General features: G+C 70.9%; 10 protein-coding genes. 7 read left to right on the top strand and 3 right to left on the bottom strand.

Going from position 1 to position 12,807, the window contains the following annotated elements; all coding sequences use genetic code 11:
- From BS83_RS23265 to BS83_RS42050, 5 genes are all read left to right on the top strand, one after another.
- Positions 1 to 717: an LPXTG cell wall anchor domain-containing protein gene (locus BS83_RS23265; RefSeq protein ID WP_051943690.1), complete on the top strand. Its 717-nt coding sequence runs from the start codon at positions 1 to 3 to the stop codon at positions 715 to 717.
- Between the two features lie 255 nt (positions 718 to 972).
- A complete protein-coding gene (locus BS83_RS23260; RefSeq protein WP_037605515.1) occupies positions 973 to 2,301 on the top strand; it encodes a WxL domain-containing protein in 1,329 nt (442 codons plus the stop codon).
- An 85-nt stretch (positions 2,302 to 2,386) separates the two neighbouring features.
- Positions 2,387 to 3,475 carry a hypothetical protein gene (locus BS83_RS23255; protein ID WP_051943688.1) on the top strand — a complete coding sequence of 363 codons (1,089 nt, stop codon included), beginning with the start codon at positions 2,387 to 2,389 and terminating at the stop codon, positions 3,473 to 3,475.
- Positions 3,472 to 4,644 (top strand): neocarzinostatin apoprotein domain-containing protein, encoded by a 1,173-nt coding sequence (locus BS83_RS23250; RefSeq protein WP_051943686.1) that lies wholly within the window; start codon positions 3,472 to 3,474, stop codon positions 4,642 to 4,644. The genes BS83_RS23255 and BS83_RS23250 overlap by 4 nt, the downstream gene beginning before the upstream one ends.
- A 3-nt stretch (positions 4,645 to 4,647) precedes the next feature.
- Positions 4,648 to 6,486, top strand: a complete 1,839-nt coding sequence (locus BS83_RS42050) for a hypothetical protein (protein ID WP_051943684.1) — start codon at positions 4,648 to 4,650, stop codon at positions 6,484 to 6,486.
- A gap of 75 nt (positions 6,487 to 6,561) precedes the next feature.
- Here the strand turns inward: BS83_RS42050 and BS83_RS23240 are convergent, their stop codons facing one another.
- Positions 6,562 to 8,073: a peptide MFS transporter gene (locus BS83_RS23240; protein WP_037609701.1), complete on the bottom strand. Its 1,512-nt coding sequence runs from the start codon at positions 8,071 to 8,073 to the stop codon at positions 6,562 to 6,564.
- Positions 8,074 to 8,322: 249 nt separating this feature from the next.
- A complete protein-coding gene (locus BS83_RS23235; protein ID WP_037605513.1) occupies positions 8,323 to 9,816 on the bottom strand; it encodes a peptide MFS transporter in 1,494 nt (497 codons plus the stop codon).
- 167 nt (positions 9,817 to 9,983) lie between these two features.
- On the opposite strand from BS83_RS23235, the gene BS83_RS23230 reads away from it, so the two are divergent.
- Positions 9,984 to 10,658 carry a response regulator transcription factor gene (locus BS83_RS23230; RefSeq protein ID WP_037605512.1) on the top strand — a complete coding sequence of 225 codons (675 nt, stop codon included), beginning with the start codon at positions 9,984 to 9,986 and terminating at the stop codon, positions 10,656 to 10,658.
- A 14-nt stretch (positions 10,659 to 10,672) separates the two neighbouring features.
- Positions 10,673 to 11,920, top strand: a complete 1,248-nt coding sequence (locus BS83_RS23225; RefSeq protein ID WP_037605510.1) for an ATP-binding protein — start codon at positions 10,673 to 10,675, stop codon at positions 11,918 to 11,920.
- A 190-nt stretch (positions 11,921 to 12,110) separates the two neighbouring features.
- On the opposite strand, the gene BS83_RS23220 is transcribed toward BS83_RS23225, so the two are convergent.
- Entirely contained in the window at positions 12,111 to 12,638 is a 528-nt protein-coding gene (locus tag BS83_RS23220) for a GtrA family protein (RefSeq protein WP_051943682.1), read from the bottom strand.
- Positions 12,639 to 12,807: the final 169 nt, after the last annotated feature.

Genomic DNA, 12,807 nt, shown 5'->3' with positions numbered 1-12,807 from the left:
GTGAGCGGCAGCAGCAGAAAGATCACCAAGGGGGTCGCGGCGGGCCTGCTCGCCCTCGGTTGCGCAGGGCTGGCGGGCACACCCGCCCACGCCTCGACCGTCGCGGTCAACTACTCGTGCGCGTCGCCGATCGGTACCAAGTCGGCGACCTCGCAGGTCGACGTCGAGGCCACGCAGAGCGGGTCCCACTACGCGGTGACCGTCACCTTCACCAACGGGGTCTCGTCCAGTCCGGTGGCCCTGGGGGCCGGGGCTATGGTGCCCAGCGTGAAGGTGATGCTCGGCGGGGCGGACAGCGGCAGCTTCGTCGCGCAGGGCACCGGCAACTCGGCGACCATTCCGGCGAACACGCCCATCCGGCTGGGCAGCATGTCCGGCACCTACACGCCACGGAAGAACGGCTCGGTCACGCTGACCCCCGGGGTGCTGACGATCAAGGCGCTGGGTACCACCACCACCTGCACCGCGAGCGGGGTTCCCGTCGCGCTCACCCTCAATGTCACCAGCGCCTCGGGCAGTGGAACCACCACCACGACCGGTGGCACCGGCAGCACCGGCGGGTCCACCGGCGGCAGCGGCACGCTCCCCCAGACCGGACCGGCCGACGACGCCGTCGCCTTCGGTCTCTTCGGCGGCACCGTGCTGCTCGTGGGCGTGTCCGGCGCGCTGTGGCTCACCCGCCGCAACCGTCCGGGTCGCCCCAGTGTCCGTCAGTGACCGCAACGGCCTTGACTTCTAAATCTGACGGGTCGTCAATATTGGCCTGCAGGGGGGATGGGACTTCCCTGTGCACGAGGCCGACCACCCCGTCCACGGCAAGGGAATCAGGGCGGTCGGCCCGCACGGCACCGTAGCGCCGATCACAGGATAGTCCGGGGCCGCACCTCTCGGCCGGATCAGCCGCGGTGACCGTGACGGCGGGCACGCACTGGGCGCGCACGCCGTCCGACCACCGAAAGGAGCACCACCAACGTGTTCCAGCACCTCACGAGAACGCCCGCACGGCGCCTCGCGGCCTGGGGCGGAGCCGCCGCCCTCGTCGTCGGCGCGCCACTGGCACTGGCGGGGCCGGCCCACGCCGCCGCGTCCGCGGGGAACACCGTCTCGTACGCGACCACCTGTGTGCCGCCGGCCATCGCCGGTCTGCCCCCTCAGCACGGCACCACGCAGGCGAAGATCAGCCTCTCGGACACCACGCCCACGGCGGGGGAGACCGTGACGGTGACCTTCGACATCGTCCAGGCGGCCTCGGGCAACGTCTCCAGCTTCACGGTTCCGGCCGGCAGCGTGAGCGCGAGCGGTGACGTCCAGTTGAGCGGGGCCTCGACCGCGCAGGTCCAGGTCGCCGCCTCGACGGCGGACGTCAACAACCCGGCCATCCCGCCGGGCGGCGCGTTCCCCGAGATCAAGCTGACCGGCACCTTCGTCGCGCCGGCCACCGGCACGATCAACTTCGCGCCGGACGGGGACACCATCAGCGTGGCCGGGACCAACACGGTCTGCACCGTGGACACGCCGCCCGCGCCGACGTCCAACTCGCTGACCGTCACCATCCCGAACAACCGCACCGCCACCGACACGCCCCAGCAGGGTCCGGCGGGCACCGCGGTGAGCGTGACCGGCGCGGGCTTCACCCCGAGCACCACGGTCACCATCGCCGGCTTCGCCGGTACCTCCGGCACCGGTGACGTCACCCAGGTGACCTCCGACGCCACCGGTCACATCAACGGGACGCTGACCGTCAACGCCCCGACCACGACCGGCATCATCGCCTTCGAGGGTTCGACCTACGACCCGACCAAGGCCGCGGCTCCGATGCCCTTCACCGTCACCGCCACCGTCAAGCCCGGCGACCTGCAGCAGACGCTCAACTCGACCGTTCTGGCGGGGACCCTGAGCATGACGCAGACCGGTAGCACGGTGACGATGACCCCGGTCAACTTCGGCACCGGCGGCGCCTCGACCGGCGCCCTGAACACCGTCACCGTCCAGGACTACCGCGGTGGCACCACCGGGTGGACCCTGTCGGCCAGCAACACCCCCTTCACCGGCCCGGGTGCGAGCATCCCGGCCGCGGCGCTCAGTTGGACGCCGGCCTGCACCACCGCGGCCGGCAGCCCGAGCACCTGCGTCCCCGGCTCCGCCGGCGCCGTCGGTGCGACCGGCGCGACCCTGGCCAGTACGCCGGCCGGGACGCTGACCGGTGGCTCGTTCACCGTGGACGCGGGCCTGAGCCTCGCCGTCCCGACCTTCGCCGCCCCCGGCGGCTACAGCTCCACCCTGACGCTGACCCTGGCGTAAGGGGCACCGCGCGAGACGCACCACCGTACTTGTCCGAGGAGCCCGGGGGCGCACACCCCCGGGCTCCGCAAGGGGAGGCTGACCCATGCCGGTACCACCGCCCGCACCGACACGGCACGCGCGGCCGCCGCTCCGACCGTCCCTGCCCACAGCACTCTCCACCGCGCTCGCCGCGGCGCTCGCGGCGCTGCTGGCGTTCGGCGTGCTGCTGCTGGGCGGCGCGGGCGCCGCACACGCGGCGGACAACGGCAGTTGGGCCGTCTTCCCGACCCCGCCCGCCGGCACGGCGACACCCGGGCCGAGCGACCGGCAGTACTTCTACCTCGAATCCGCTCCCGGCCGGACCGTCAGCGACCACGTCTCCGTGGTCAACCTGACCGACAAGCCGATGACCTTCCAGCTGTACGGTGCGGACGCCTACAACACCCCCCGCGACGGCGGCTTCGCGCTGCGCACCGTGGACCAGACGATGACGGGCGTGGGCAAGTGGCTCACGCTGAACGCCACACGGCTGACCGTGCCGGCCCGGACCCGCGCCGACATCCCCTTCACGATCGCCATCCCCGTCACCGCCGAACCGGGCGACCACCCGGGCGCCGTCGTGGCGGTGGAGACCAGCGCGGAGTCCACCGCCACCAAGGGCGGGACCTCCGTCGCGATCAAGCGCGCCGTCGGCGCGCGGATCTACCTGCACGTCTCGGGCACCTCCGTGCCCTCGCTCAGTGTCGACTCCGTCAGCGTGCAGCGGACCGCTCCGCCGGTCCCGGGGTTCGGCGCGAACCGGGCCACGCTGCACTACACGCTGACCAACCACGGCAACGCGACGCTGCACCCGCGGGTCGAGATCAGCGAGACCGGCTGGTTCGGATCCGTCTACCACCGACCGCCGACGGCCACCGGGATCGAGCTGCTGCCGGGCCAGTCCGTGCAGCTGACCCTGGCGCTGCCGAGCCCGCCGCAGTTCGACGACGTGACGGTGACCGTCAAGGCGAGCGACGTCACGACGAGCGCGCAGGGCGGTTGCGACTATCTGGCGGTGCCCTGGCTCGTGGTGGCCGTGGTCGCCGTCCTGCTGGCCGGCGCGGGCTGGTGGCTCCGGTGGCGGTTGAAGCGCCGCAGGATCCACCGGGGCGGCGGCCGTCGCACCCGTGAGCCCGCGGAGGTCGCGGCGTGAGAGGCCCCCGGACGCTGCAGGTCACCGGAGCCGACCTGCTGAGGCGGTTGTTCCCGGCGCTGCTGCTGGCCCTGGCGGTCGTGGTGTTCCCGGCCGGCGCCGCCCGCGCGGCCGGCGGCCCGGTCGCCGCGCCGCTGCCGGACGCGGCCAAGCCCGGCACGACCACCACCGTCGCCGGGTCGGGCTGGCCCGCGCACGCGCTGCTCACCGTGCTGCTCTGCGGCCAGGACGCGGTCGCCGGCACCGACGACTGCGCCAACGCCTCAGGACGGGCGGTCACCACCGACGCGACCGGCCGCTTCGTGCAGAAGCTGGACGTGCGGACGCCGCCGCAGCCCTGCCCCTGCGTCATCCACGTCAGCACCGTCACCGGACCGCAGCAGAGCCTGAACACGCCGTTCGACGTCATCGGCGCACCGACCCGGCCGATCCCGCAGGACGCCGCCGGCAGCGGCCAACTCGTGCTGCTGAGTGCGGCGTTGAGCGGCGACAGCGGCTGGCTCAACACCTTCGGCGCGCCGCCGAGCCGCACCCTCAAGGCGATCGTCGCCAACATGGGCGGCAGCCCGCTGGTCAACCCGGAGTTCGAGCTCGGCACCTGGCACTCGGTCCTGGCCCCGGACTGGAGCGCCGCGCCCTGGCAGGGCGTCCTGCAGCCGGGCCAGAAGGTCGAGATCGACCTCCCGGTGCAGTTCGACTCCGGCGCCGACGGCCGCTACTTCGTGGCCCTCCGCTACCAGGGCAGGACCCTCGCCACCGAGAGCGAGGACCTGCCGGTGGCCTGGGGCGTGGACGTCTTCTGGGTGCTGCTCGGGATCGTCGTGGCGGTGGGTCTCTTCCGGATCGGCCTCGCGGTGCTGGACAGGGTCCGCCCCGAGGTGACCGACCGGCACCGGGAGCGCCGCCGCGCCCGTCTCGGACGCCGCCGCGCGGGAGACCCGCTGCCCGGCGCGGAAGGGACGGGCGCCGGTCCTGCGTCCGACGCCGGGTCCGACGCCGCGCCGACGCAGGTGCTGCCGCCGATGCCGGTCTACGCGCCGACGGTCGTCCCGCCGCCGCAGGCCTCCGAGCCCACCCTGCCCTGGTTCGCCCCCGGCACGGTGACCACGACCGCACCACCCCAGGCCCGCACCCCTGGTCCCACCACCCCAACCGGAAAGGCCCACTGACACGTGAACAGGATCCGGCTGGCCGGGGGCATCGTGATGGCCCTGGTCGGCGCCTCACTCCTGGCGGCCGCGCCGAGCGCGTCCGCCGCCGACCTCAGCTTCGCCACCACCTGCAATCCGCCGATCGGCAGTCAGGTGCACGGCACCACGACGGTCGAGATCACCAGCGACAATCCCAGCCCAGCCGTGGGCGACACGGTCACCATCACCTGGAAGACGGTCAAGGCGGCCTCCGACAACCCGGGTTACATCGACCTGGGCGCCAACTCCGTGCTGCCGACCGGCCATCTGGCGATGGGCGGCGCACAGACCGGCAGTCTGGCGGTCTCCGGGACCCGGACCAACCCGCCGATCCCGAAGAACTCGCCCATGGTCCTGTCGGACATGAAGGCCACCGTGAAGCTCACCGCGGCGGGCAGCGTGACCTTCACACCCACCGACTACAACGTCAACGTGATGTCCACGGACACCTCGTGCAAGCCGGACGCCACGCCGGCGCCCGGCCTCACGCTGACCGTCGCGTCGGGCGGAGGCGGGACGACCACGGGCGGGACGACGGGCGGCACGACGACGGGCGGTACGACGGGCGGTACGACGACGGGCGGGACGACGGGCGGCACCACCGGCGGGACGAACACCGGTGGCAGCACGACCGGTGGGACCACCGGCGGCGGTGGCGGCGGCGGGAACTTCCCCGGCACCCCGGTCGACGTCGTCTACAACTGCGTCACGCCGATCGGCAACAAGTCCGCCACGTCGAGCATCACCATCAGCGCGGTGCAGTCCGGTGACGCCTACGCCCTCACCGAGTCCTTCGCCGCCGGCGTCTCCTCCTCGCCCGTCGAGCTGCCGGCCGGATCGATGGTGCCCAGCACGAAGGTGACCCTCGGAGGTGCGGACTCGGGTTCGCTGACCCTGAACGGTCCCGGCAACCCGGATGCCATCCCGGCCAACACGCCCATCAAGCCCACCGACATGACCGGCACCTACACCCCGGCCCACGTCGGCACGGTCACCCTCGCCCCCGGGGTGCTGACGATCAAGGCCCTCGGCACGACCACCACCTGCACCCCGAGCGGGGCGTCCGGCGTCTCGCTCACCCTCCAGGTCGGCTCGTCCACCTCCGGCGAGACGACGACCACCGGCGGGACCACGACGGGCGGCACGACGACCGGCGGGGCCACGGGCGGCACCACGTCCGGCGGCAGCACGGGCGGTGGCGGCGGGGGCGGGAACTTCCCCGGCACGCCGGTCAGCGTCGACTACAACTGCGTCACGCCGATCGGCAACAGGTCCGCCACCTCCAGCATCACCATCAGCGCGGTGAAGTCCGGTGAGAAGTACACCCTCACCGAGTCCTTCGCCGGCGGCGTCTCCTCCTCCCCGGTCGCGATCCCGGCCGGGGCGATGGTGCCCAGCACCACGGTCGTCGTCGCCGGGGCGGACAACGGGACGCTCACCCTGAACGGCCAGGCCAACGCCGCGGCCATCCCGGCCAACACGCCCATCAAGCCGAGCGACATGTCGGGGACCTACACCCCCGCCCACACCGGCGAGGTGAAGTTCGCCCCCGGGGTGCTGACCATCAAGGCGCTGGGCACGACCACCACCTGCAAGTCCGCCGGCAAGCCCGGTGCCTCGCTCACCCTCCAGGTGACCGCGGCCGCCTCCAACGGCATCAACGGCGGCGGCAGCAGCGGCAACACCGACGGCGGGCTCGCCAACACCGGTGGCAGCAGCGCCCCCTACCGGGCGCTGGGCCTGGTCGGCGGAACCGTGCTGCTGCTCGGCGCCGCCGTGTTCGTGCTGACCCCGTGGCGTCGCCTGCGCAAGCAGGGCTGATCACCGTTCCGCGGTCCGAACGCGCCGGAGGGCGCCCCCGTCCGGGGGCGCCCTCCTCGCTCGTGACCGGTCGGGTCAGTGCACGTCGCCCATCAGGGCGCGGACCTTCCGCCGGTACATCCAGATGCCGACACCGGCCAGCGCGGCCGCGGCACCCTGGATCGCGAAGGACGCCGTGCTGAGGAAGGCGTCGCCCATCAACTGCTGCAGCACGGCGGCGACGCAGTCGCCCGCCGTGACCGCGAGGAACCAGATGCCCATCATCTGGCTGGCGTACTTCTTCGGCGCCAGCTTGGTGGTCACCGAGAGGCCGACGGGGGAGAGCGTCAGCTCGCCGACCGTCTGGATCAGGTAGACCAGTGCCAGCCAGAGCGGGGTGACCAGGACGCCGCCCGAGGCCGCGGCCATGGCCAGCATCATCACGCCGAAGGAGACGCCGATCAGCACCAGGCCGATGCCGAACTTCACGGCCGTGCTCGGGTTCTTGTCGCGGCGGTGCAGCCACACCCACAGCCAGGCGACGACCGGGGCCAGCGCCATGATGTAGAGCGGGTTCAGCGACTGGAACCAGCTGCTCGGGAAGTCGAAGCCGAACAGCTTGCTGGCCGTGTTGTTCTGGGCGAACAGGTTCAGCGTCGAGCCGGACTGGTCGTAGATCATCCAGAAGATCGCGGCGGCGACGAAGAACCAGATGTAGCCGGAGAGCTTGTTGCGCTCGTCGCCGGAGAGGTCCTTGTCCCGCTTGATCCGGGCGAAGACCACGATCGGGATGACCAGGCCCACCAGGGTGAGCGACCAGATGACCCACTGCATCGAGAAGTGCCCGGTCAGCGCCACGACGCCGTAGAAGGCGACGGCCAGGGCCAGCCAGAACAGGCCCTTGCGGACCAGCGGCGCGCGCTCGGCTGCGGGCAGCGGCGAGGTGACGACGGAGCTGGTGGGGCTGAGGTGGCGACCGCCGAAGATGTAGACCATCAGGCCCAGCGCCATGCCGACGCCGGCCAGGGCGAAGCCCAGGTGCCAGTCGACCTTCTGGCCCACGGTACCGATCACCAGCGGGGCCGCGAAGGCGCCGAGGTTGATGCCCATGTAGAAGATCGTGAAGCCGCCGTCCCGGCGCGGGTCGTTCTTGTCCGGGTAGAGGTGGCCGACCATCGTCGAGATGTTGGCCTTGAGCAGGCCGGAGCCGAGGGCGATGAAGCTCAGGCCGACGAAGAAGGACACCGAGGCGGGGACGGCCAGCAGGAAGTGGCCGATCATGATGACGATGCCGCCGATCATGACGGTCTTCCGCGCGCCCCAGAAGCGGTCGGAGATCCAGCCGCCGGGAAGGGCGAGCAGGTACACCATCGCGTTGTACACGCTGTAGATCGCGGCACCGGTGGCGGCGTTCAGGTGCATGCCGCCCTGGCTCGCCGGGGCGACCAGGTAGAGCACCAGCAGCGCGCGCATGCCGTAGAAGCTGAAGCGCTCCCACATCTCGGTCATGAAGAGCGTCGACAGTCCACGGGGGTGGCCCAGGAAGGTCTTCTGGCTCGGGACGTTCGTAGCGGTGGCGGTGGCCTCGGCGACGACGTCGACAGGTATCGGCGGCACGGCAGGTTCCTTGCAACGGGACTACGGGATTCGGAACACTGTAGGTCAGCTTTTGAGCGTGTTTGGCCATGATCAAGCTGATTGATCTCAATGCCCGTTTCGGAACTTACCCGCCCTTGACTGCAATTCCTCCGGTTCAGGCTGCCTCTGCCTGCGAATCCTATGCCATGGCCGGGTGTGTGCGCCTGATTCGACGGCACGCCGGTGGGCCCGTTCCGGTTCCCCGCTGTGAGATGGTTCTCAGCGCACCTCGCCCAGGTGCTGCCGGATCTTCCTCCGGTTCAGCAGGATCGCCACGCCCGCCAGCACCGCCAGCGCCACCTCCGCCGTGACGTAGGCCGTGCTGTTGAGATCGGCCCCGGCCGTGGTCGCCAGCGAGGTGGTGCAGTCCCCGGCGGTCACCGCGAGGAACCACACGCCCATCATCTGGCTCCCGTACTTCTCCGGGGCCAGCTTGGTCGTCACCGACAGGCCGACCGGCGAGAGGCACAGCTCGCCCACCGTCTGGATCAGGTAGACGACGCAGAGCCAGAGCGGGGTGACCTTGGTGCCGCCCGAGGACGCCGCCAGGGCCATCAGGAAGACCGCGAAGGAGGCGCCGACCAGGAACAGGCCGATGGAGAACTTCGTCGCCGTCTCCGGCTCCTTGTTCCTGGCCGCGAGCCACTGCCAGAGCCAGGCGAAGAAGGGGCCCAGGGCCATGATGTAGAGCGGGTTCAGCGACTGGAACCAGCTCGAGGGGAAGTGCACGCCGAGGAGGCTGTTGGCGGTGTTGTCCTGGGCGAAGATGTTGAGGGTCGAGCCGCCCTGGTCGTAGATCATCCAGAAGATGGCGGCGGCGACGAAGAACCAGATGTAGCCGGTCATCTTCGTGCTCTCCTCGGCGGAGAGGTCGCGGTCCCGCTTGATCCGGATCAGCGTCCAGGCCGGGAAGACCAGGCCGATGATCGTGAGCGGGATGGTCACCCAGTTCAGCGTGTAGTGGCCGGTGCCGCCGACGATGCCGTAGAAGACGGCGGCGACGGCCAGCCAGAACAGGCCCTTGCGCAGCACCGTGCGCCGCTCCGCGTGGCTGAGCGGCGTGGGCACGGCGTCGCTGTGGTGGCTCAGCGTCCGCATGCCGAAGAGGTAGATGGTCAGCCCGATGCCCATGCCGACCCCGGCCAGGGCGAAGCCGAGGTGCCAGTTGACCCGCTGGCCCACCGTGCCGATCACCAGCGGCGCGAAGAAGGCGCCGAGGTTGATGCCCATGTAGAAGATCGTGAAGCCGCCGTCGCGGCGCGGGTCGGTGGGGCCGTTGTAGAGGTGCCCGACCATCGTGGAGATGTTGGCCTTCAGCAGGCCGGAGCCGAGTGCGATGAGCACCAGGCCGACGAAGAACGCGCCGGAGGAGGGCACCGCCAGGGTGAAGTGGCCGGCCATGATGACGACGCCGGCGACGGCGACGGTCTTCTTCGGCCCCCAGACCCGGTCCGCGACCCAGCCTCCCGGCAGCGTCAGCAGGTAGACCATCGACACGTAGACGCTGTAGATCGCGGTGGCGGTGCTGGCCGAGTAGCCGAGCCCGCCCTCGGCGGGGGTGGCGGTCAGGTAGAGGACCAGCAGCGCCCGCATGCCGTAGTAGCTGAACCGCTCCCACATCTCCGTGGTGAAGAGGGTCGCCAGCCCCCAGGGATGCCCGAAGAAGGTGCGGTGCGGCCGCTCCGACAGGTCCGGCACCACATCCTGAGCCATCGCGCGATCCGCCTCTCGCCGGCCGTCCGACCCGCTGCCGTATTCAGGTGGTTCATACCTTTTGACGACGTTAGGGCAGGCAGGAGCGTTCAGCCCGGCAGGACGGGCCGTCATGCTCCGTTCGATGGAAGCGGAACGCCGGTGCCGGGGCGGACTACGATCGAGCCATGACGCGTGTACTGCTCGCCGAGGACGACATCGCCATCTCCGAGCCCCTCGCCCGCGCGCTGCGCCGCGAGGGCTACGAGGTGATCGTCCGCGAGGACGGGCCCTCCGCCCTGGAGACCGCGAGCACGGGCGGCAGCGTCGACCTGCTGGTGCTCGACCTCGGCCTTCCCGGCATGGACGGTCTCGAGGTCGCCCGTCGGCTGCGCGCCGAGGGCCACGGCTTCCCCGTGCTGGTGCTCACCGCCCGCGCGGACGAGGTCGACACCGTCGTCGGTCTCGACGCCGGCGCGGACGACTACGTCACCAAGCCGTTCCGCCTCGCCGAGCTCCTGGCCCGCGTCCGCGCGCTGCTCCGCCGCGGCACCGGGGACCTGACCACCGGCGCCCACGGCGTCAAGATCGACGTCGACTCGCACCGGGCCTGGCTCGGCGACGAGGAGATGCAGCTCTCCGCCAAGGAGTTCGAACTGCTCAGAGTCCTGGTCCGGGACGCCGGCCGGGTGGTCACCCGCGAGCAGATCATGCGCGAGGTCTGGGACACCACGTGGTGGACCTCGACCAAGACCCTGGACATGCACATCTCCTGGCTCCGCAAGAAGCTCGGCGACGATGCGGCCAGCCCCCGCTACATCACCACGGTGCGCGGCGTCGGCTTCCGCTTCGAAAAGGGCTAGGCGGGACCGGTCCGGTGAAACGCAGGCTGCTCAACTCCACGCTGGCCGTGGTGCTGGTGACGGTCGCCCTGTTCAGTGTGCCGCTGGCGCTCGTCGAGAAGCGCAGCATCGAGGGGGCGGCGCAGGACTCGGTGCGGACCGAGGCGCTGCATCTGCTCGGCGTGGTCGAGAACCGCTACGCGGCCAGGGAGCCGATCGACCCGGCGGCGCTGACCGGCCTGAACGACAAGGGCTCCGAGCGCTACGCCACGATCAGCATCCCGGGCCACGAGCCGATCACGCTCGGCAGCCCGCCGCGCGGCGGCAACCCGGTCACCGCGACCGAGACCGGCCCGCACGGCGAGACCGTCGTGGTCCAGGAGTCGCGCGAGCCGGTCGACGCCTCGGTGCTGCGGATGCTTCTGCTGCTCGTCGGCGTCGCCGCGCTGACGATCGCGGCGGCGATGGCGCTGGCCCTGTGGCAGGCCAAGCGGATCACCCGCCCGCTGCTCGACCTGGCGGAGACCGCGGAGCGCCTCGGCTCCGGCGACCCGCGTCCGCGGCAGCGCCGCTACGGCATGGCCGAGCTCGACCGCGTCGGCGAGGTCCTGGACCAGAGCGCGGAGCGGATCGGCCGGATGCTCACGGCGGAGCGCCGGCTGGCCGCCGACGCGTCCCATCAGCTGCGCACGCCGCTGACTGCGCTCTCGATGCGGCTGGAGGAGATCGTCGAGACGGACGACCTCGGCACCGTGAAGGAGGAGGCCGCGATCGCGCTGGGCCAGGTGGAACGCCTCACGGACGTGGTCCAGCGGCTGCTCACCAACAGCAGGGAGTCGCGGAACACGTCGGCTGTCGCCTTCGACGTGGACGAGGTCATCAAGCAGCAGGCCGAGGAGTGGCGCCCGGCGCTGCGGCGCTACGGGCGGAAGCTGTATCTGGAGGGCCCGCCGGGACTCTGGGCGGTGGGCACGCCGGGCGCGGTGGCCCAGGTGATCGCGGCGCTGGTGGAGAACTCGCTGATGCACGGTGATGGGTCCGTCACGCTGCGGACCAGGGTCCGTGACACCAAGGTCGTCATCGAGGTCCAGGATGAGGGCGCGGGCGTCCCCGACGAGTTGGGCGCGCGGGTCTTCGAGCGCGCGGTCAGCGGCCACAATTCGACTGGCATCGGCCTCGCCGTCGCCCGCGACCTCGCCGAGGCCGACGGCGGCCGCCTGGAGCTGCTCTCGCAGCGGCCCCCGGTCTTCGCGCTGTTCCTGGCGGGGCATTCAGACGACTGACTCGGACAGTTGCACTCCCCCGGGGCTCGGGGAACTGCGCGAGATTCCACCGGCATGCAGATGGTCCTCAACGCGCAGGGCCATCCGCACAGGGTGGTTTCTCGCGCAGTTCCTCGCGCCCCCGGGGAAGTGCAGCCGTCTCTCCGCTCAAGGGCTCGCGCCCGCGCGCCCCTGGGGTGGTGCGACTACCTCAGGAGCCGGAGCGGTACGCCGGTGCGCGGTGGACGTGTTCCGCGGCGAGGATCTGTTCCGCGGCTTCGATCGCCGCCTCGGCCTGCGGGACGCCGTTCTTGAAGACCCAGGTGCGGTAGGCCCAGAACCGGAAGAGCGTGGCCACGCCGATACCGACCATGCTGCAGATCATGTTCTCCAGCTTGGTGTGGAAGTCCAGGCCGTACGTCAGCGCGTAGAGCACGCCGTTCTGGATCACCAGGCCGACGCCGCTGAAGATCAGGAACAGCGTGATCTCCCGCGAGCGGGTCTTCTTGTCCGTGTCGCGGTAGACCCAGTAGCGGTAGCCGACGTAGTTGGTCGCGATCGCGATCAACGTCGCCACGATGTTCGCGCGGACCGTCTGCATGAAGTCCAGCAGGACCGCGAGGGCCATCAGCTGGATCACCACACCCGATATCCCGACGATGCCGAACTTCGCCACCTCGTTCAGCAGGCGGCGCAGCGTACCGGGCGTACGGTCGCCACCGAGGGGGGTTGCGGTCATGGCTGGGTCCGTCTCTGCTGTCGGAGCGCGTGGGGGTGTTCTCGACGACGATATAGCGCACTCCGGTGTGACAAATACTTCTCTTGTTAAATCTTCGCGGAAGCCTGTCCGATTCGCACCATCTGTGGCCTGCGCGGATCCGTTCATTCCGGGACCGATATCCTGGCCA

The organism is Streptacidiphilus rugosus AM-16 (assembly GCF_000744655.1).
Classification (GTDB): domain Bacteria; phylum Actinomycetota; class Actinomycetes; order Streptomycetales; family Streptomycetaceae; genus Streptacidiphilus; species Streptacidiphilus rugosus.
This window is presented reverse-complemented; position numbering and strand designations above follow the sequence as displayed.